At 69.3% G+C, this 18,231-nt stretch carries 23 protein-coding genes and 1 pseudogene; 9 read left to right on the top strand and 15 right to left on the bottom strand.

The features are described 5' to 3' along the window. Positions 1–237 precede the first annotated feature (237 nt). From FDO69_RS13965 to FDO69_RS13950, 4 genes are all read left to right on the top strand, one after another. Positions 238–471 (top strand): helix-turn-helix transcriptional regulator, encoded by a 234-nt coding sequence (locus FDO69_RS13965; RefSeq protein ID WP_170320875.1) that lies wholly within the window; start codon positions 238–240, stop codon positions 469–471. A gap of 678 nt (positions 472–1,149) precedes the next feature. Beyond that, on the top strand, positions 1,150–2,316 hold the full coding sequence (locus FDO69_RS13960; RefSeq protein WP_104780117.1) for a DUF3631 domain-containing protein: 1,167 nt from the start codon (positions 1,150–1,152) through the stop codon (positions 2,314–2,316). A 521-nt stretch (positions 2,317–2,837) separates the two neighbouring features. Further along, positions 2,838–3,125 (top strand): plasmid mobilization relaxosome protein MobC, encoded by a 288-nt coding sequence (gene mobC / locus FDO69_RS13955; protein WP_324826431.1) that lies wholly within the window; start codon positions 2,838–2,840, stop codon positions 3,123–3,125. Then, on the top strand, positions 3,122–4,792 hold the full coding sequence (locus FDO69_RS13950) for a relaxase/mobilization nuclease domain-containing protein (RefSeq protein ID WP_104780115.1): 1,671 nt from the start codon (positions 3,122–3,124) through the stop codon (positions 4,790–4,792). The genes mobC and FDO69_RS13950 overlap by 4 nt, the downstream gene beginning before the upstream one ends. 25 nt (positions 4,793–4,817) lie before the next feature. Here the strand turns inward: FDO69_RS13950 and FDO69_RS13945 are convergent, their stop codons facing one another. The 6 genes from FDO69_RS13945 to FDO69_RS13920 form a co-directional block, all read right to left on the bottom strand. Further along, positions 4,818–5,117 (bottom strand): DUF6087 family protein, encoded by a 300-nt coding sequence (locus FDO69_RS13945; protein WP_104780294.1) that lies wholly within the window; start codon positions 5,115–5,117, stop codon positions 4,818–4,820. A gap of 31 nt (positions 5,118–5,148) precedes the next feature. Then, positions 5,149–6,336, bottom strand: coding sequence for an ATP-grasp peptide maturase system methyltransferase (gene tgmC / locus FDO69_RS13940; protein ID WP_104780114.1), 1,188 nt, complete (start codon positions 6,334–6,336; stop codon positions 5,149–5,151). Beyond that, positions 6,326–7,288: an ATP-grasp ribosomal peptide maturase gene (gene tgmB / locus FDO69_RS13935; RefSeq protein WP_104780293.1), complete on the bottom strand. Its 963-nt coding sequence runs from the start codon at positions 7,286–7,288 to the stop codon at positions 6,326–6,328. Before tgmB ends, tgmC begins: the two co-directional genes overlap by 11 nt. A 5-nt stretch (positions 7,289–7,293) precedes the next feature. Beyond that, the gene (gene tgmA / locus FDO69_RS13930; protein WP_104780113.1) at positions 7,294–7,596 is read right to left on the bottom strand and encodes a putative ATP-grasp-modified RiPP; all 303 of its coding nucleotides are present in this window, start codon (positions 7,594–7,596) and stop codon (positions 7,294–7,296) included. 104 nt (positions 7,597–7,700) lie between these two features. Continuing rightward, complete coding sequence (locus tag FDO69_RS13925; protein WP_234387929.1) at positions 7,701–8,033, bottom strand: hypothetical protein; 333 nt, start codon at positions 8,031–8,033, stop codon at positions 7,701–7,703. Positions 8,034–8,056: 23 nt separating this feature from the next. After that, on the bottom strand, positions 8,057–8,479 hold the full coding sequence (locus FDO69_RS13920; RefSeq protein WP_104780112.1) for an ATP-binding protein: 423 nt from the start codon (positions 8,477–8,479) through the stop codon (positions 8,057–8,059). Between the two features lie 245 nt (positions 8,480–8,724). On the opposite strand from FDO69_RS13920, the gene FDO69_RS13915 reads away from it, so the two are divergent. Both FDO69_RS13915 and FDO69_RS13910 read left to right on the top strand, forming a co-directional pair. Then, positions 8,725–9,978, top strand: coding sequence for a helix-turn-helix domain-containing protein (locus FDO69_RS13915; RefSeq protein ID WP_104780111.1), 1,254 nt, complete (start codon positions 8,725–8,727; stop codon positions 9,976–9,978). Then, positions 9,963–10,493, top strand: a complete 531-nt coding sequence (locus FDO69_RS13910; protein ID WP_104780110.1) for a GNAT family N-acetyltransferase — start codon at positions 9,963–9,965, stop codon at positions 10,491–10,493. Before FDO69_RS13915 ends, FDO69_RS13910 begins: the two co-directional genes overlap by 16 nt. Before the next feature lie 648 nt (positions 10,494–11,141). On the opposite strand, the gene FDO69_RS41160 is transcribed toward FDO69_RS13910, so the two are convergent. From FDO69_RS41160 to FDO69_RS13880, 6 genes are all read right to left on the bottom strand, one after another. Further along, positions 11,142–11,312, bottom strand: a complete 171-nt coding sequence (locus tag FDO69_RS41160) for a hypothetical protein (RefSeq protein WP_167526585.1) — start codon at positions 11,310–11,312, stop codon at positions 11,142–11,144. Between the two features lie 352 nt (positions 11,313–11,664). After that, positions 11,665–12,258, bottom strand: coding sequence for an alkaline shock response membrane anchor protein AmaP (gene amaP, locus FDO69_RS13900; protein ID WP_104780291.1), 594 nt, complete (start codon positions 12,256–12,258; stop codon positions 11,665–11,667). 10 nt (positions 12,259–12,268) lie between these two features. Continuing rightward, positions 12,269–12,958, bottom strand: coding sequence for a DUF6286 domain-containing protein (locus tag FDO69_RS13895; protein WP_104780109.1), 690 nt, complete (start codon positions 12,956–12,958; stop codon positions 12,269–12,271). Then, a complete protein-coding gene (locus FDO69_RS13890; protein ID WP_104780108.1) occupies positions 12,955–13,401 on the bottom strand; it encodes a hypothetical protein in 447 nt (148 codons plus the stop codon). Before FDO69_RS13890 ends, FDO69_RS13895 begins: the two co-directional genes overlap by 4 nt. Further along, positions 13,398–13,625 carry a hypothetical protein gene (locus FDO69_RS13885; RefSeq protein ID WP_020115651.1) on the bottom strand — a complete coding sequence of 76 codons (228 nt, stop codon included), beginning with the start codon at positions 13,623–13,625 and terminating at the stop codon, positions 13,398–13,400. The genes FDO69_RS13890 and FDO69_RS13885 overlap by 4 nt, the downstream gene beginning before the upstream one ends. Before the next feature lie 36 nt (positions 13,626–13,661). Beyond that, a complete protein-coding gene (locus FDO69_RS13880) occupies positions 13,662–14,093 on the bottom strand; it encodes an Asp23/Gls24 family envelope stress response protein (protein ID WP_104780107.1) in 432 nt (143 codons plus the stop codon). Positions 14,094–14,820: 727 nt separating this feature from the next. On the opposite strand from FDO69_RS13880, the gene FDO69_RS43035 reads away from it, so the two are divergent. Beyond that, the gene (locus FDO69_RS43035) at positions 14,821–15,102 is read left to right on the top strand and encodes a hypothetical protein (protein ID WP_420878506.1); all 282 of its coding nucleotides are present in this window, start codon (positions 14,821–14,823) and stop codon (positions 15,100–15,102) included. 243 nt (positions 15,103–15,345) lie between these two features. Beyond that, complete coding sequence (locus tag FDO69_RS13870) at positions 15,346–16,389, top strand: fatty acid desaturase family protein (RefSeq protein WP_104780105.1); 1,044 nt, start codon at positions 15,346–15,348, stop codon at positions 16,387–16,389. Between the two features lie 429 nt (positions 16,390–16,818). Here the strand turns inward: FDO69_RS13870 and FDO69_RS13865 are convergent. Together FDO69_RS13865 and FDO69_RS42690 are read right to left on the bottom strand one after the other, a co-directional pair. Next, a pseudogene (locus FDO69_RS13865) lies at positions 16,819–17,049 on the bottom strand (tyrosine-type recombinase/integrase); the annotation flags it as partial. A gap of 38 nt (positions 17,050–17,087) precedes the next feature. Beyond that, a complete protein-coding gene (locus FDO69_RS42690; RefSeq protein WP_267896233.1) occupies positions 17,088–17,213 on the bottom strand; it encodes a hypothetical protein in 126 nt (41 codons plus the stop codon). A gap of 6 nt (positions 17,214–17,219) precedes the next feature. Here FDO69_RS42690 and FDO69_RS41935 point away from each other — a divergent pair, with 6 nt between their 5' ends. Further along, the gene (locus tag FDO69_RS41935) at positions 17,220–17,708 is read left to right on the top strand and encodes a transposase (protein ID WP_234387928.1); all 489 of its coding nucleotides are present in this window, start codon (positions 17,220–17,222) and stop codon (positions 17,706–17,708) included. 9 nt (positions 17,709–17,717) lie between these two features. On the opposite strand, the gene FDO69_RS13855 is transcribed toward FDO69_RS41935, so the two are convergent. After that, a complete protein-coding gene (locus FDO69_RS13855) occupies positions 17,718–18,146 on the bottom strand; it encodes a pyridoxamine 5'-phosphate oxidase family protein (protein ID WP_104780104.1) in 429 nt (142 codons plus the stop codon). Between the last annotated feature and the right edge of the window lie 85 nt (positions 18,147–18,231).

Raw genomic sequence — 18,231 nt, 5'->3', positions numbered from 1 at the left:
CACGCCGCACCTGAGCTGCTGGGGTACCGGATTCCGGCACCTCGGCCGGTTGCTTCGCCGCAGAAAATTTCGGCTTCCGCGGGAGCGATTTCGGCAACCGGCGATCCGCCCTTACAGTTTTGGTCTTCCCCGGCGACGCCGAGGGAAGTAACCGGGAGTTTCAGAATTCACTCTGGACGCTTCCCAGGTGGTGTGGCTGTGTCGCCCACGCCTGCCATCAAAAACCCTGATTCCGGTATGGAGACCTCATTGCCGAACCACTCCCCGCGCCTTGCCGGCGCCGAGCGTGACCAGCTCGCCACTCCCGCCGACGTGGCCGCGTACCTCGGGGTACCGGTCAAGACCCTCTACCAGTGGAAGTACCGGGGCATCGGCCCCAGCGTCCACAAGGTCGGCCGGCACCTGCGCTACCGCTGGCGGGAGGTGGACGCGTGGCTGGATGCCCAGACGTCGTACGACCTCACGGCCTGACCCCGCGTCTGGCGCGGACAACGAAGCGGCCCCCGGCGCGCCAACGCCGAGGGCCGAAGACTTCCAACTGATCGCCCATCCCTGAACGAATGAGCTGGTGAGGGGCAGGACCTTGCCCGTCCTGCCTCTCACCGGAGAGGAACGCCTATGGAGGACTCTACGTCCCCCAGCACCACGAACACCTCCCCGACCGGCTGGCCCACTCCCGCGGTCCCCGGCGAGGGCGTCCCCTGGCGCCGCAGGGATCCGGCGGACACACGGTCCCCGGCGTCGGGGACCGTCGAGCACTCGGCGGATGTTGAAGCACACGGGGACCGTCCCCAGCCGTCTACTGATGCCGCTGTTGGGGACCGTCCCCGCGAAATGCCCGCTGCTCGGTCCCCGCACGTCCCGGTCCCCGTATCGGCATCCAGTGCAAACCCGCAGGTCAGCGGCGGGAAATCGGGGACCGGTCCCCAAGAGGCTGCAGTTGCACCAGGGGACCGCAATGGGGACCGTGATCACGGTCCCCGCCAGTCGCCAGGGTCTGACAACCTCGTGGCGGGAACCGCCCAGCAGGAGGGGACCGGTCCCGTCGACACACGGGGACCGGATCACGGGACCGGCTCCCGGCCTCCTCAGGGACCGGCAGACCCTGAGGAACGAGGTTCCGGTGAGGGTGCGGAACTGCTGGATGAGTTGCGGGCGGCGATCGGCAAGTACGTCGTGCTGCGCAGTGACGAGGCGCTGACAGCGGTCACCCTGTGGGTGGCGGCCACGCACATCCAGACCGCGTTGCAGCATGCGCCGCGTCTGGCGGTCGTAGGCCCGACGAAGGGCTGCGGCAAGTCCCGGGTTCTGGACGTGCTCCACGAGACCGTCCACCAGCCGATCATGACGGTGAACATGTCCACGGCGGTGCTCTTCCGCGTCATCGGCAAGAACCCGCGCACGATCCTGGTGGACGAGGCCGACACCATCTTCAGCAAGGCCGGCGACAACGAGGAACTGCGCGGCCTGCTGAACGCCGGACACCAGCGCAACCGGCCCGCCTGGCGCATCTCCGGCCCGGAGCACAAGCCGACCCCGTATCCGACCTTCGCCATGGCCGCACTGGCCTCGATCGGCGACCTGCCCGACACGATCACGGACCGGGCGGTCGTGCTCCGCATGCAAAAGCGCAAGCCGGGCGAGAAGGTGACCCCGTTCCGCTCGCGCTACGCCACACCAGAGCTGAACGCGCTGCGGGACAAGCTGGCCGCCTGGCTGGGCCCGCTGCGCGGCACGGCCGGCCGCATGGCGCCGACCATGCCGGTGGAGGACCGGGCGGCGGACACCTGGGAACCGCTGGTCATCATCGCCGACCTGGCCGGCGGCCACTGGCCCGCCAGTGCACGCGCGGCCTGTGTCGCGATGACCCGCTTCGAGGCCGTCCAAGACGAGCAGACCAACCTGAAGACGCGGCTGCTGCGCGACATCCACCGCGTCTTCGAAGCGCATGGCAACCCCGAAGCCCTCTCCTCCCTGGATCTGGTCACCGCCCTGCTCCAGGACCCCGACGCCCCCTGGGCAGAGCACGGCACCAACGGGCTCAACGCCTACCACCTGGGCAGAATGCTCCGGGACTTCGACATCCGCCCGGCCAACTACCGGTTCGACAAGGGCAGGCAGGCCAAGGGGTACGCCCGCAACCGGTTCCTCGACAGCTGGGCCCGACACTGCCCCGACCTCACCGAGACGGCGCCCGCCCCCGCGCACGACGCCACACCCGCGCGCCAGGCCCAGGGCAAGCCGCCCGCCGCCCCGGCGGGCCAGCCGCCCATCGGCCCGCCCGGCGGCCCCGCCGGCCCCAAACGCGCCCGCTGACCCACCTCCCCCTGGGTCCGTATCACTGCGTCGCATCCGTCCCCGCGCAGGTCAGCGCGGGGACGGATGTCATCACCGGGACGGACTTCTCCGTACCTGCCCGAGTGTCCGTACCTGTCCTGACCAGGCATGGGACGCATGCGACGCACGTGACACAGCCCCCGCCCCCTCACCACCGGAGCACCCCCATGGACGAACAGCACCACGAACTCCCCACAGCTCAACAGCAGACGCACACCACCTCAGCCCCAGACAGCGCAGCAAGTTGTCGGGTAAGGAGTCCTTACCCGGCCTCCGCCCCTGAGGTGGCGGAGGCAACTGGCGCCGAAAGGGCACCAGAGTCGGCCGGCCCAGGGGAGCCGACCGATTCGGGAGCCATCAGACCGTCGCCGAACACCGCGCAGACGCCCACCAAACGCCGTCGTCGCCTGCGTCAGCCACGCGTTCGTGAGCATCGCGTCCATCCGCGCTACGGCGAAAGCGAGTTCGCCGAACTTGCACGAGCCGCCGCACTCAGCCGTATGCAGCCAGGCGGCTACGTCGCCGAGTCATCGCTCGCCGCCGCCCGCGCCGAGGACCCCACGGCAGCGATCGCCGACTACCGCGCCATGGTGCAGGTGTTGATGGCCGCCAACCGGCAGCTCGCCGGCGTCGGCAACAACCTCAACCAGCTGACCTGGCACCTCAACAAGGACGGCGCCTGGCCTCAGCCCGACAGCGTCCAGCGACTCCTGGACCGCATCGAGGCGTCGATCACCGAGCTGGACACCGCCATCGCCCAAGTCACCGAGGGGAGGCAAGGCCGGTGATACCGAAGATCATCACGGGCAAGGGCAGCACCCGCCGTCTGATCGCCTATCTCTTCGGCAAGGGCACCGCCAACGAGCACGTCGACCCCCACCTGGTCGCCTCCTGGAATGACTTCGCCCCCGACCCCGGTCGCAGCCCCCACCGCGACCCGAAGGAAGTGGAAAAGCAGCTCTTCACGCAGCTCGACCAGCCGGTGAACATGCTCGGCCGCCGGGCTCCCCAGGCCACGGTCTGGCACTGCCCGGTCCGCGCCGCCCCGGAGGACCCGATCCTGTCCGACGCCCAGTGGGCCGAAATCGCCCGCAGGATCGTGGCCGCCGCCGGCATTGCCCCCGCCGGAGACACGGAAGCCTGCCGCTGGGTGGCCGTACGACATGCCGACGACCACATCCACATCGCCGCCACCCTCGTCCGGCAGGACGGCCGCCGCGCCAAACGGGACCACGACATCCGGGCCATCCAACGCGAAGCCCGCCAGATCGAATTCGACTACGGACTACGGAGGTTGAAGCCGGGCGACGGCTCAGCTGCCAAGCGCCCCACCAGCAAGGAGCACTTCAAGGCCCGGCGCCTGGGCCAGGACTCCACATCCCGCGAGATCCTGCGCCTGCGCGTCCGCCGCGCGATGGCCGCCGCCTCCACCGAGGCCGACTTCTTCGCCCTGCTGGAAGCGACCGGTGTGAAGGTCCGTCCCAAGACCGAACCGTCCGGAGACGTAACCGGTTACAGCGTCTCCCTGCCCGGCGACGTCAACAAGCAGAAAGAGCCCATCTGGTACGCCGGCTCCACCCTGTCCGGCGACCTCTCCCTGCCCAAGATCCGCCAACGCCTCGCCGCTACCACCCCCGAGCCGGTCGCCGTCCGGCCGGGCAACCCTTGGCACCAGGCCACCGCCGCCGCCGAACGCGTCCCCCACCACCTCACCCACGGCGACGATGAGGTGGCCCAGGGACAGCTGGCCGCACTCGGCGGAGCACTCGATCTGCTGTTGCTCGCGGCCCCGGCCACAGCGCAGGCCGAGCTGGAACGAGCCGCCGTGGCGTTCGAGCGGGCCACTCGCTCCCGCATCACCGCCGACCACGCCAGTGCCCGCGCCCTGCGCCGCAGCATCCAGACGATCTGGAACGGCCCCGCACGACATGGCGACGGTGCCGGACTGGCGATGCTGATCGACGCCGCGCTCACCGCCGTCGCCTACGCCGTGCACTGGCACCGCACTCGTCAGCACGCCCAGCAGGAGTCAGCAGCGGAACAGGCCCTGGTCCATCTGCAGGCGGCGTACGCGCAGATCGCGGAACCAGTCCTGATGGGTCTGGCCAGCCGGGCACCAAGCCCGCAGACCAAGCGCCGATACGCCCACCACCTACAGCAGGCGGTTCCCGACCACGTCGAGCGCATCCTCGACGACCGTGCCTGGGATGCCCTGGCCACCGTGCTCGCCGAGGCCGAGGCTGCGGGCCACAACGCGTCCACCATCCTCGACCAGGCACTCAGCCAGCGCACCCTGGACGACGCCCGAAGCCCGGCCCGCGCGCTGACCTGGCGCCTCCGCCGCCTTGGCGAACGCCACGCGCCCGGCCCACGAGCCCAGGCAGCCAACGCCCACCAAGCCGCAGAGCGGCCCACCGCTCCGTCGCCGGAGCAGCCTCCGGCTCGGCGGCGCTGATCCCGTCCGCGCCCGCCTCGCCGTCCTACATGGGCGGCTGGGGTTTGCGGTGCTTGCCGGTGCCGGAGCCGAGCGGCTTCGGCGCCGGCCCTGAAGGCGGAAGCCGGCGGGAATCCGGGTAGAGGATCGCCTTTGCCTCGGCCAGGTTGGCGGCGAAGCCGTGCGGCTCCCACACATGTCCGTTCCATCGCTCGATGGCGCGTGGTGCGTCCGGATGCAGATGCGATGCCCTGGGGCCATCGCCGGAGACAGCAGGCACGGCGCGCAGACGGCCGATCTTCGCGTCACGGCGTTCCGCCCAGTCCTTCAGCGGTTCGTCGTCCATCATGGCGTTCCTCGCGTCGGTGGTGGCTGTCTCAGGTGGGTAGCGGCCACTGCGGGCCGTTCGGGTTCCCGAGCCATACCACCTGTTGGCCGTGGGAGACCGTCACGCCGAACGCCGCGGCGTTCGGTGATCCGTACTCCTCCCAGGTTGTCACCGCCGACTCGACCGCGTCCCAGAGGCGGCGCGGGCCGCCCTGGCGGACCTCCCAGCCGCTGTCGGTGGGAGCGAGCACTGCGAAGGAATCGGTGACGCTGTCCAGCAGGAACGTGCAGACCGGTCCGCCATCGACCGGCATCGCGAAGAAGCGGGCGTCCGGGGCCGCGAGCTGTGCCATGAAGGCCGGCCCTGAGCTGGTGAGGACCTCTGGCCCGTGGGTGGCTTTCCGCGTCGTTCCATCGCCGGGCCCTGGGACCATGCCGAGGCTCTCCGGCGCGTCCTGCTGGCGGGCGATCATGAAGCTCGGGTCGTCGTCGCTGAACCAGCCGCTCGCGCTGTCCCCGGTGACAATGAGTTTGACCAGGCCGAGGGAGCGCATCCAGCCGCGCAGGGTGGTGAGGATGACGCCGCCCGGTCGCACCTGTTCCAGCCAGGCGGGAGGAACGTTGCGGAAGCCGCACGTGGCGATCAGCCGTTCGTAGGGGGCTCCGTCGAGGTGGCCGGCGCGGCCGTCCCCCACCAGCAGTCGGGGGATATAGCCGGCCCTGGTGAGAGCCTGACGGGCTCGCCGCGCCACTCCCTCGTCTGTCTCGATCGAGGTCACACTCTCGACGCCGAGCCGGTGGCACATCAGTGCCGTCGAGTAGCCGGTCCCCGTCCCGATCTCCAGCACGTTCATGCCCTCGTGCACGTCCAGGTCTTCGAGCATCCGCACCACGAGGCTCGGCAGCGTCGACGACGAGGTGGGAGCCGCGTTGCTGACCGGCTTCGGATCAGCCCAGTCGATGTCCCGGCCGTCGAACTGGGTCATCCAGGTCTCGTCGCTGTAGACGAGCCGCAACCACTCCTCCTGCCCGACGGTCTCCGGTGTGACCGGCTCCCAAGTGGTGACGCCGGGGCCGACGCTCTCCCGGTAGAACCGCGGAATGAACACATGGCGGGACACCGCCTCGACGGCGGCCCGCCATTCCGGCGACCGCAGCCAGCCGTCCTTCTCCAGTCGGGCTGCCAGCTGCCGCCGGAGGTCGGCCGCAGCTGTCTCGACATCGGACTCACTGGCCACGGAGCCCTCCTTCCAGGAGATCTGCGAGTGCGGCGGTCATGGGCAGCCCCGTCGACGGTTCCATCCATGCCCACTGTCCCGAGGGGTTGCACTCGATGAAGATCCATTCCCCGGAGTCGGTCAGGGCGAAGTCGAACGCCCCGAAGACGAGTCCGAAGTGCCTCAGGTACGCACGCATCGCTCGCTCCGCCTCAGGTGGTGCGGTGACGGGCGTGTAGGTGTGGGTGCCGTAGTCGGTGCGCCAGTCGAGGAGGCCCGAGTCGATCCGTACCGAGAAGATCTGTTCGCCGATCACCGTGACCCGGACGTCCGCGACCTTCTCCACTCGTTTCTGGAAGAGGTGCATGGTGCCGGCCACGGCGTCGTCGATCTCGTCAGTGGTCACCTCGGTGACGGGCACAGTCTGGGCCTTGCCTTCGACCAGGTAGAGCGGAACCGAGATCGGTTTGAAGATGGCCGGGCCGTGCTCCTTGATGAACGCCCGTGCATCGTGGGGAACGTTGGTAATCAGAGTGAGCGGCAACACGAAGCCGGCCGCCGCTGCCGCGGCGAGCCCGGCCGGTTTGTACTCGGCGTCGCCGATCCGGTTGGGGTGGTTGACGTACAGGCAGCCGGGCAAGGAGGTCAGGATGCCGCCCAGCCCGTATCGCGCCTGGGCGATGGCGAACCGCTCGTCCTGCTTGTCGAGGTGCGGGAAGGCGAACCCGGACGGCCGCCGGTAGTACATGGACCGCACCGAGCCCAGCTCGGCACGTCGGCTCGGGGTCTGCACGCTTCCCCGCCACCTGTCGGCGTCGCCGATGGCGGCCGAGCACGACAGGGTGGCCGGGAAGTCACCGGAGTCGAACCGCACGACCGGGACACCCCGGTCGTGCAGCTCGGCGATCACGAAGTCCGCGGTCGGGTCGTCGAGATTCGTGACGACCAGGACCGGACGATCGTCGTTCGTCACCGAAGTCACTGGTCGGTGTCGTTGCCCGTGTCGCTGTCCGGGGAGTCGCTGTTGCGGTCGCCCTGCCCCGTGGTACCGGTCGACGGATTGGTCCCGGAAGACGTGCCGTGCCCCGGGGCCATGGTGGGCGCCCCGGAGGCGTCGAAGTACCGGGCGGTCTGCGTCACCGGGTCCAGCTCCACCTTCACGTAGCCGGGGCTCTCGACGCACGGGTACGGGGCGATGCGGCGCAGGCCCCAGGGAGCGACGGTGAAGTGGCCCTGCGGCAGCGGGCTGCCGGTGGGAAAGCGATCCATGTGATTGAACACGGTCTTCCTTTCGCTGTGGAAAGTGCCTGTGCTTGCCCGCTCGACACCTCGGACACCAAGCTGTCCAGCGGGAGTTGTGGAGCGCCGGTCGTCTTCGAACGAAGTCAGAGCGGCGCGCGAACTTGCCGACGTAGCCCTTCGATCACGCGTATGAGAAGGGTTACCTCCGGCTCCCTCGACTCGGCCGCGACCCGGCCCTCCTCGTACCAGCGACGGAGGCTCCGTTGCCACGTGATCTCCGCCCGCACGGCCTCGGTTCGGATCGCGCTGAGCATCAGGTCGGATTCCAAGTGCAGCCGCACGAGGTCCACAGGCGTCATGCGCAAGGACTCGGCGAGCATTGCGGCGTGGGAGTCGCTCATCGAGCCGAGGGGGTCGAGGGTGAGTTCCACGCATGCCTCGGGACTGGGGTCGTTCACCAGCTCCGCCGCCTGCACGAGCCGTAAGGAAATGCGCGGCCTCAACACGAGGCCGACGCCTTCAACTCGGCCCATACGACCTTGCCCCAGCGCTTCCGGTCGCAGCCCCACCGCCAACTGAGAGCATCGACCAAGAGCAGCCCGCGCCCCTCCTCGGAGTCCTCATCGGGGCTACCCACCTCCGGCATGTCCCGACAGGTGTCGGCGACGCCGATGCGCACCACGCCCCCTGTCGAACGCGTGACCAGGACACGGACATTGCGGCACCGGGCGTGGTCGACGGCGTTGTTGACGAGCTCGGCCACTATCTGTACCCCGACCTCGGCCAACTCGCCTATGCCCCAGGTGTTCAGGGCGGCGGACACGAGCAGTCGGGCACGGCGAGCGGATTCCGGCTCGCACGGCAACGTCTCGGTGTAGCCGGGGCTGCCGGTCGCAGTAGGTCTGGCTGCGGTCACGGTCACAGGAACATCCCTCCGGGGTGGACGCCCGCCCCCGCGACGGGGTGGCGCCGGGGCGGGCTCTCCTCCATGCCGTCGAAGGAAGGGGGAAATCAGGACCTCGACGGGCTGATACCAAGTCAACGACCTGCGGCCTGGGAGGAACAGGAAAGGTCGTGCTCCCACCGGTCGTCCCGAACCGGAAGACTTTACGGTCCCGTGATCTGGGGTCTGGTTCGGTCGGTGACTGTCGGTCTACGGTCGGTGGCATGGGAGCGAACGCCGTCCTCAAGGGCCGGATGGACGAACTCGGGCTCACGCAGGACGAATTGGCAGGTCGGATGAATGTGGCGCTGGCAGAGATCACCGGCAGGCCCGGCGACGTCTCGGCCCGTACGGTCCGCAACCTGCTGAACGGATCCTCCCACCGCCCCATCGGACGTACATGCGCGGCACTGGAGCGGGTGTTCGGCTGTCCCGTCGAGGATCTAGGGTTCAGCGCACCACGCACGATGCACCACCCGCAGGAGGACCCCGTGCGGCGTCGCACCTTCATCGCCTCGGCCACCGGGACCGCAGCCGCCGCCGTTCCCCTGGTGGCCCAGCGCCGCGCGGTCGGCATGTCGGACGTGGCTCGGGCAGCCGCCGGGATGAACGCCCTCGTCGAGGCCGACGACCGCCAGGGCGGTCACGCGGAGCTGGAGAAGGCTGCGATGAAGGGTCGTGACGGCGTACTGGAGTTGCAGCAGCGCAATGCCGGGGAACGCGTCCGCCGGGCCCTGTACGCGCTGGCCGCCGAGTACTCCACCGTCGCGGCCTGGTCCTGCATCGACGCCCGCAACCTCGACCAGGCGCAGCGGCACCTGAACGAGTCCGCGACGTATGCCGGTCTCTCCCAGGACGGCCCCACCGAAATGCGGGTATGGGTCAACCTCTCGATGCTCGCCTACCAGCGGCAGAACTGGCCCGAAGCGCTTGCGGCGGCTCAGGCCGCACAAGCCTCCTCGGCCGCTCGTCGCGACCCGTTCTTCGACTCGCTGGGGCGAGTCCGTGCCGCACTCGCCTACGCGGCTCTCGGCGACGGCCGTATCGCTGTGCGGTCTCTTGGATCCGCCCAGGACGCCTTCACCAGGACATCGGAGCGCGAGCGTCCGCGCTGGACGGCCTTCTACGGCCAGGCCGAACTCGATCACCTCGCCGCCGTCGTCCACTACAACAGCGGACACCACGCCCACGCCGAGGCCATGGCACACCGCGCCCTGGCCAAGATCCCGACCGCGTTCCGGCGCAACCGAGCACTCGCGACCGCCCAGCTCGCCCTCGCGCAACTGGACCAGGGCGAACCCGAGGAGGCCACGACCACCGCTGCCGATGTCTTCACGATCATGAACGGTGACCCCCTGCCCGGCCGTATGCGCACCCTCATCGGCGACTTCCACCGGGGCCTGTTCGTCCTGGCCCCCTCCGCCTCCTACGCACGAGACTGGGCAGACCGCATGCGAACCGAATGGAGTCGAGCGTGACCGACCTGCGTCACTTCCAGCACGGAAACCTCCCTGAGGACTTCCGGCAGATGCTCATCGACGTACACGCCGACGCCTACGCCGACCAGATGGACGACCCCTTCCACCAGCGCTTCGCCTGGTTCGTCGACCACTGGTCGGGGATGGACGGCTTCTCGTGCGTCGTCGCATACGACGCGGACGAGCCGGCCGGCTTCGCCTACGGCGCCCCGCTCGCCCCAGGCCGAGAGTGGTGGCGCTCCACCGGCTTCGAGCCGAATGACGACTATGCCGCCACCTACGCCGTCTCAGAGGTCATGGTGCGCCCGAGCTGGCGCAAGCAGGGCATCTCGAAACAACTGCATGAAGCGCTACTGAAGGAGCGCACGGAAGACCTTGCAGTACTCCTGGTCGACGTGACCCACCCCAAAGTGCAGGAGCTCTACGAATCGTGGGGATACGCCAAGGCCGGCGAGCAACAGCCTTTCGCCGACTCTCCGGTGTACGCGGTGATGGTCACCGACCTTCGCGGCTGAGTCGGGTGTTGCGCAGCTCCGGATCCCCCAGCAGCATCTCCCACCGCCTGCGCTTATCTGGCAGGCGAGGGACTCGTCACGGTCGACTGGGAGCAGGGAAACACACCCGCGATGGTCACGCTGACACACCAGAGGATCCGGCTCATGGAAAGCGGGGAGGAGGAACGCGGCTGACGCAGGGCGAAAGCCCTTCCCGGGCCGCGCGGAACCGAATGGACACGAGAACCGCGAGACACCGGATGCCTGAAATGTGCACCAGGCATAGCATGAAAGCGGGTCGGCACACTCTCACGTGCGACCGGCCCGGAAGGGCGACCCCGGTGTGTATACGCCGGGGTCGTTGGAGCACGACGGACGCGGCCGCCGGGGGCAGGGCGTGATCCGTTCCGCCGATGGCCGGTAGTGGCGCGACCCACGACGTCGTGGACCCGAAGGGGGCGCGGGATCGGCACTTTGGAAGCGGTCTACGCGAACACCACTACCGACCAACCGGCCATGGCCACCGTCTGCCCCTTCGATCAAGACCAGTACCCTCACCCTGGCCCGCTCACCGGCCGACGTGCCCATGTCCCCGTCGAACCAAGCCCCTTGTGGTGACTGGCGTTTGGTGGCGACGTGCCGGCCATGACGTGATCGGCGGAAAGCCGGTCAGCGGGCCGGGCGCCGGGTGGAGCGCCAGATGGAGCGGGCCGCCAGGTAGAGCAGATCGACGATGAGAAGCAGTACGCCGATGGACATCAGGTAGGGCATGCCGTCGACGGCCGCGCCGATGGCGACCAGAGCGATTCCGGCGATGAGCAGGATCAGGAAGAGGACCATGACGGGATGCCTCCTGGAACCGTGCGAGATCTGCGTGTTCTCTCGGCTACGGCAGGACACGCTGTGCCTGTGCTCGATGTCGCGTCGGCCGAGGGGTGATACGTGACGGCCCCGGTGCACAAGGCCGCCACCAGGGTGGCGGCCTCCGCCGACGGCGTGCCCCACCGACCTCAGGGTTCTCAGGATGATGCCGACGACAACCAAGGCAGGTGTCTTTGCGCACGCCGTCAGCGAAGCGAGTGCGCCAGGCAGCGTGCTGTTCGTTCACTCCTCCGCGTGCCAAAACGCTCGGGTTCCAGTAATCCGGGGCGCTTCGCGGCCGATACCCCCATGAGGCTTAGCCCAGGGGGTCCTAGGTGGCGCGTTTGGCGCGGTGGCGGGCTTCCCGGAGTCGGACCTTCGAGGGGAGGCGGTCCAGGCCGGCCGAGTCCCGTGCGTGTGCGAGTGTTTCGCAGCTCAGCTGCCCAAGAGCCCGCGCTGGATCGGCGTGAGGCTCCAACAGCAGCCGCACGCGTGCGGTCGGAGCGGTACGTCGGCCCGTCAGCCGGACATGAGCGCGCGAGACCCCGTCCAGGGCTTGCGCCTCTTCCTCGATGACGTTCTCCAGTGTGCGGCCGTTGAGTCGGGCTGCCGCGCCGTCTTCGCTGTCGACGAGTACACGGTCCAGGCGGTGTCTGCGTTGCGCTAGGAGCCACCACAGCAGCAGGGCCAGCAGCACGGCGAGCACCGCGATGACGGTCGGCCACCACCAGTCCTCTTCCCGCCACCGGGTGCGTCCCTCGGTGCCCAGCACCACATCGTCCGGCCCACGGAAGGGCCACCAGCCCGGCACGTCGAAGTCCCAGTGGCGCTGCAGGTCCAGTGCGCCCAGCAGTACGCCGCCGCCCAGGGCGAACAGTCCGAGGCCGAGCAGTGCGAGCAGCACCCGGTTCGCCGTCTTGAGCATCAGGATCACCTCAGCCCTTCTTGGGGCGCCGGACGCGCACGGCCAGTGTGGGTTGCCGGGCCAGGCCCAAGGACGTCACGGCTTCGCCCAGCTCGGCGTGCAGGTCCGCGCGGACCTCCTCGAGGTCGCGGAAATGTGCCCGTGCCTGGGCTTTGACCTTACGGCGGCCGACAGCGACCTGTGCCGACTGGACGCCGGGCACCTGCATGGCCCGGTCGCGCAGAACCAGCGCGGCCGCGCGGCGGTCAAGCCCGGCTCGGACGTCCTCTGTCCCAGGGATACCGGTGGGCCGCCGCATGGGCAGCAGCCTGCGCAGTCCCGGCGTCACCGCCAGCAGGAAAAGCCACAGGCCGAGGGCCATCGCCACTGCGGCCCCGACGATCATCCAGACGTCGTCCAGGGGCCGTGTGGCCAGTTCCTTGGCGAGCCGCCGCCGCCAGCGCATCGCATTACGACCTGCCCGCACCGCGACCACGTCGTACAGGAGAAATCCGACGGCCGCGGCGGACAGCAGGGCTGCCAAGGCCGCGGGGATCCGCCGCCCGGACCAGAAACGGTGCGTCGGCCGGCCTGATCCGTCGATCACCTTCGTAGCGTCCTCGGCCGCCCCCGGGGTGCCGTCGGCGGTCGGAGCCGCCTGTCCCGGACCGGAGGAGAGGTCGCTGTCACCGGTCGGCTGCCGCGAGGTGTTCGCGCTCATCTCACCCTCTCCCGGTCCGTGTGCCGCGTATGCGCCGAGTGCAGGTGCTCGACCGATACCGCGAGGTCGGACACCTTCATGCCGGCCCATGTCCTGAGCCGTTCGGTGACCTCCCGGCGCACCGCGGCGCACTGCGCCCCGATGTCGGACGGATAGCCGAGCTCGACGGTGATGCGCATCCGTGCCTCGCCGAGCACCGCCTGCCGTCCGGCGGCGGACTCGGCGTCTCGTCCTGCGCTGGTCCGTTCCGGCGCCCGCCGTACGGATGTGCTCACGTGTGGCTTCCGGCGGCCGGGAGGTACATGGCCGGCCGACTCGGTGAACCGGCTCAGCGCCTCGCGCGCCACCCGGGCAGCGATCTTCGCGACGACCCGGTCGGTGACGGCGGTCGCCCCGCGCTCCCCGCGGGGGACGCCCGGACGCTCATCGGTTTCCCCGCTCACCGCCGCCAGTCTCCCCGAGCCTGTCGCCGGTCATCTCGGATCCGATCCTGCCGGTCCCGGCGACGGACGAAGTCGCCCGGTTCGAGATCACCCTCCATGAACCGCCCGATGACGAGACCGACGAGGCCCAGCCCCAGCACCAGCAGGAAAGCCCAGAAGTCACCGAAATACGCGGCGAAACCCAGCGCCATTCCGGCCATCAAGCCCACCACGGCCCTGCTCATTTCGCGCTCCTTCACTCAAGCTGGCTGCCGCCCCGGCTACTGGATCCGCTGCCGCTCCTCCCCTTCGTCCTCCTCGTCGGGCAGCTTCACGTCGCTGACCATGATGTTGACTTCCACGACTTCCCGACCCGCCATCCGCTCCACCGCGGAGATCACGTTCTCCCGCACCGCGGCGGCCACGTCCGTGATCGAAACGCCGTAGTCGACGACGACCTCCAGATCGATGGCCGCCTGCAGCTCTCCAACCTCGACACTGACCCCACGCGTGGCGGATTTGCCACTGCCGGCGCCGGGCATCCGCTCCCGCATGGATCCCATCGAGCGGGCGAATCCGCTGCCCAGGGCATAAACGCCGCGTACGTCCCGTGCCGCCATTCCGGCGATCTTCTCCACCACCACATCGGCGATGGTCGTCCGGCCGCGAGAACCGGGCGCAGCGCCGAGCCTGACGCCGGTGTTCTCAGTCATCGGGATATTCCTCCCTCGCGAGGCCACAGAGCACCCATTACTCGGATTATAGTCTTTTTAGTACCTTTTGCCCGGCTGTAGAGCGTGAGACGGGGTGGTCCGACGAGTGGCCTGAGGCCCCTGCCCCGAGCTCTCGCGGACACTCCGGGCAGAGCGCCGCGGGAAGAGAACCGCGGCCGTGGAGAAGAACGGTGAGAGGCCAGTGACCGAGGCGTGGACGCAGGCAGTACGAAGCCAGCTCGACCTGGGCCGGCTGCTCCCGCTCGGCGGGCCCCACGACGGGACGTGGATCACCGAGCAAGCGGCCGTCCAGGCCCTCGGGCACACTGCCGCCGAGGTCCCAGGTGTCCGACTGGAGTCCCTGCGCATCGGGTCGGCGCCGCTCCAACCCGTGTCCGAGCCAGCCGTCCGTCCGCCGGCCAGCGCGCTACCGCCTGGCCCGCTCACCATCGAGGCCGCCTTCACCGCATCCCTCGTGCGGCCGCTGCCGGAGACCGCCGACGAATTGAGGAGCACACTGCTGGGCGCGGCAACTGAACGGCTCGGGCTGGCCACGGTGACGGCTGACATGCGCGTAACGGATCTCCGTGAGGTCCCGGAGGCAGGCATGACTTCTCGGACCGCGACGACGGCCATGAGGCCCACGCCGGAAGCTGCGGAGCCGCGGAGCTCGCCCCCGGTGACCGGAACAGGGTCCATGCGGGGACTCGTCAGGGAGCTGGCGGACATGGCAGCGGGTGTGCCGGGCGTCGCCCGCCTCACCGCCGTGCTGGGCAGCCGCCCGGTCAGGGTGGAGGACCATGATGATCCACCCGGCCGACACATCGAGGTTCACCTCGCGGTCGGCCCCGGACACCATCCGCTGAAAGTCGCCCGCGCCGTCCGGGAGGCGGTAGCCGAGGCAGCCACCACTGAGACCCCGGTCCCGGCCACTGTCGCCGTCCTCATCACGGAAACCGCGGCCTGGCGACGGACCTCGCCGGTCACCGTGATGAGTGCCCCTCAGTGATCAGCCGCCCCCCTTCCCCGTTCCCTGAAAGCGCGCGGCCGTTGCTCCGCCAGCCCTGTCCTGCCACGGTGTGAGACCTGCCTGGCAGGGAACCCGCATGCGGAGAGGGATGTCGTCGTCGCCCCTGCTCCTCGCGCGATGTGTATCCGCAACGGCGAAAGCGCATCCCTTCCTGTGGCCCGGTCTCAGCAACTCCGAGGCGGCGCCTGACCATCTGCCTCCTTCGGAGAGAGTTACAGCAACATGACCATAGACACCACGGTCCGCCCCCCGCCTTCGGAGGCGTCGGGCAGTGACTTCGCCCGATTGTCGAGAAGGATCGCTGATGCCGGCCTGTTAGGGCGCCGTCCGGGCTATTACGCAGTGCGGATCACAGTGGTGGCCGTGCTCTACGTCGGTGGGTGGGCCGCCGTCGCGCTCATCGGCGACAGTTGGTGGACGCTGACCGTCGCCGGCTTCCTGGCCGTCGTCTTCGGCCAGGTCGCCCTGATCGCCCATGACGCGGCCCACCGCCAGGTGTTCCGCCGACGCCGGGCCAGCGAAGCATCCGGCCGGATCGCCGGCACCGGCGTCGGGATGAGCTACGGATGGTGGCAGGACAAGCACACCCGCCACCACGCCAACCCCAACCACGAGGAACTCGACCCCGACCTCGACCCCGACCTGCTGGTCTGGTCCCGGGACCAGGCTCGGGCCGCCAAGGGGCTCCCCCGCCTCATCGGCCGCTGGCAGGCGTTCCTGTTCTTCCCGCTCCTCACCCTGGAGGGCGTCAACCTGCACGTGTCGAGCGTGAAGGCGCTGGCCAACCGCTCGCTCAAGCACCGAACGCTCGACGGCACCCTGCTGTTCGCGCACTTCGCGCTCTATCTGACCGTCGTGCTCTGGCTGCTGCCGCCCGGCATGGCGATCGCCTTCATCGTCGTCCACCAGGGCCTGTTCGGCGTCTACCTCGGCTCCCTCTTCGCTCCGAACCACAAGGGCATGCCGATCCTGACGGGCGATGACCGCCCGGACTTCCTCCGCCGCCAGGTGCTCACCTCACGCAACGTGCGCGGCGGCCGGTTCACCGACATCGCACTGGGCGGGCTGAACCACCAGATCGAGCACCACCTGTTCCCCAGCATGCCCAGCCCCAACCTGCGCAAGGCCCGAACCATCGTCCGCCGCTACTGCGAGGAACTGGGCGTGGACTACCTCGAGACCGGGCTGATCACCTCCTACCGGCAGGCCCTCACCAGCCTCCATGAGGCCGGAGCACCGCTCAGGCACCCCGGCGTCCCGGCCTAGAGACGCGCTGCCGCAGCCGTCGGTGCCCGTGATGCGGTGACTGACACGGCACACATCGGTCCAGGAGCACGGCTATCCGGCATACGGCGACGAATGCGTCACCGTCGACGACGAGCTCTGGTCGGCGGTCGCGGACCCGGCCCGGCGCTACAAGGTTGCCGTCGACTCGTCGTCGGACGAGGGCCTGGCAGAACGGATTCAGCACACATAAGGTCGGGAACCTCCGTGAACACGTGAGAACTACGGAGGGGTATTTCCCCAGGCCAGGCACCGTAATGTCGGCGTTTCCGCAGGTCACAGCCCCGCCCAAGGAAAACTCCTAAAGCGGGTGTCGCAGGTTCGAATCCTGCCGGGGGCACCAGCCAAAAGGCCCCGGACCGATCATGGTCCGGGGCCTTTGACATCTACTTCTGACATCAACGCGGGCAGTCACTCGCGGATGGGGCGTCTCCTGAGCAGCCGGTCCATGTGGCTCATGGCTTCGCGCTGCGTGTCCTGTACGACGTGCGTGTAGACGTTCATGGTGATGCTGATCTGGGAGTGGCCGAGGATCTCCATCACCACGCGGGGCGCGACTCCGGCCGCCGTGAGGAGGGTGGCGGTGCCGTGCCGGGCATCGTGCAGCCGGATGACGCGGAGGCCGGCGGACTGGGCGTGTCGTGCGATTGCCTCGCGCACGTGTACGACAACGCGGCAGATCATCCGGACCGGGTGCGCCGGTATCCCTCGGACATGAGCGACGAGGAGTGGACGGTGGTACGGCCGCTGTTGCCCACGCCGGCCTGGCTGGAGGGCCGGGCGGGCAGCCCGAAGGGTACTGCCACCGGCAGATGTTGGATGCGATCCGCTATCTCGTGGCGGGCGGGATCTCCTGGCGGTCAATGCCCGTGGACTTCCCCGGCTGGGACCGCGTCTACGCCTTCTTCCGCCGTGGGCGGCAGCACGGACTGATCACCGAGTTCCACGACCGGCTTCGTGACCGGGTCCGGGTCCGCGAGGGCCGCGAGGCGGAACCGACGGCCGGGATCATCGACGCGCAGTCGGTGAAGGCCGCCGCGACGGTACCCGCCGGCTCACGCGGCTACGACGGAGGCAAGCAGATCAACGGGCGGAAGCGGCACATCGTGACCGACTGCCTCGGCCTACCGTCTGAAGAACTGCCTCAGGGCCACCGGCCGGGACACCAACGCGGCCTGACGACTGGCCACGTTCAAGCGTACCGGCCCGGCCGCGCACCGGAGAGTACGCGGAAACCAGGGCACGCTGGGCACGCTGGCAACTATCTTTGCGCAGTCCGACGTACCGGTGGCGCGAGCTGAGGCTGGAGGTCAGTGCCCGTAGCGGTGCACGGTCTCCGGGTGGATGACGACGCGGAGTGGGTCAGCGGCCAGCATCATGGCGAGGTCGTGGGCCCGGGCCTGGTCGTCGAGGTCCCAGTAGCGAGCGGCGAGGCGGGAACACAGGTCGTGCGCTCCGTCGGCCGCCATCGTGGTGCGGCCGACGACGGACACCCAGCGCTCACGCTCACCTACCGGGGCTGCGACAACGATCGAGGCGCGGGGGTCGCGGTGCAGGCGCCGCACCTTCAGCGAGCCCGGCTCCGTGAAGAACTGGATCGTCCCCTCTGCGGTGGCCTCGAACCACACTGGCCGGGGCTGTGGCGGCTGCGTTCCCCCGGCCACGGACAGGAACCCGTGCAGGGGGCGTCCGAGGAACTCGAGGTCCTCGGCGGTCAGCCGGCTGGTGGCGGTGCTCATTGCGGTCCTTTCAGAAGATGCTGGCGTGACGGTGGATGGAGGTTTCGCTCCGTTCGCTCACCGCGATCACGGCGGGCTGACAGCG

Origin of the sequence: Streptomyces tibetensis (genome assembly GCF_007655005.1) — a bacterium.
In the GTDB taxonomy this organism is placed as follows: domain Bacteria; phylum Actinomycetota; class Actinomycetes; order Streptomycetales; family Streptomycetaceae; genus Streptomyces; species Streptomyces tibetensis.
Note: the sequence above shows the minus strand (reverse complement) of the source record. Positions and strands in the feature narration are given on the sequence as shown.

Bases quoted from the DNA above. Each gene is read 5' to 3' on its own strand.
- FDO69_RS41935 (WP_234387928.1), top strand. From the start codon at position 17,220: ATGTTGGATGCGATCCGCTATCTCGTGGCGGGCGGGATCTCCTGGCGG.
- FDO69_RS13910 (WP_104780110.1), top strand. From the start codon at position 9,963: ATGGAGTCGAGCGTGACCGACCTGCGTCACTTCCAGCACGGAAACCTC.
- FDO69_RS13855 (WP_104780104.1), bottom strand. From the start codon at position 18,146: ATGAGCACCGCCACCAGCCGGCTGACCGCCGAGGACCTCGAGTTCCTC.
- FDO69_RS13870 (WP_104780105.1), top strand. From the start codon at position 15,346: ATGACCATAGACACCACGGTCCGCCCCCCGCCTTCGGAGGCGTCGGGC.
- FDO69_RS43035 (WP_420878506.1), top strand. From the start codon at position 14,821: ATGGCAGCGGGTGTGCCGGGCGTCGCCCGCCTCACCGCCGTGCTGGGC.
- FDO69_RS13885 (WP_020115651.1), bottom strand. From the start codon at position 13,625: ATGAGCAGGGCCGTGGTGGGCTTGATGGCCGGAATGGCGCTGGGTTTC.
- FDO69_RS13965 (WP_170320875.1), top strand. From the start codon at position 238: ATGGAGACCTCATTGCCGAACCACTCCCCGCGCCTTGCCGGCGCCGAG.
- amaP (WP_104780291.1), bottom strand. From the start codon at position 12,258: ATGCTCAAGACGGCGAACCGGGTGCTGCTCGCACTGCTCGGCCTCGGA.
- FDO69_RS13880 (WP_104780107.1), bottom strand. From the start codon at position 14,093: ATGACTGAGAACACCGGCGTCAGGCTCGGCGCTGCGCCCGGTTCTCGC.
- mobC (WP_324826431.1), top strand. From the start codon at position 2,838: ATGCAGCCAGGCGGCTACGTCGCCGAGTCATCGCTCGCCGCCGCCCGC.
- FDO69_RS13895 (WP_104780109.1), bottom strand. From the start codon at position 12,958: ATGAGCGCGAACACCTCGCGGCAGCCGACCGGTGACAGCGACCTCTCC.
- FDO69_RS13945 (WP_104780294.1), bottom strand. From the start codon at position 5,117: ATGGACGACGAACCGCTGAAGGACTGGGCGGAACGCCGTGACGCGAAG.
- FDO69_RS41160 (WP_167526585.1), bottom strand. From the start codon at position 11,312: ATGGTCCTCTTCCTGATCCTGCTCATCGCCGGAATCGCTCTGGTCGCC.
- FDO69_RS13915 (WP_104780111.1), top strand. From the start codon at position 8,725: ATGGGAGCGAACGCCGTCCTCAAGGGCCGGATGGACGAACTCGGGCTC.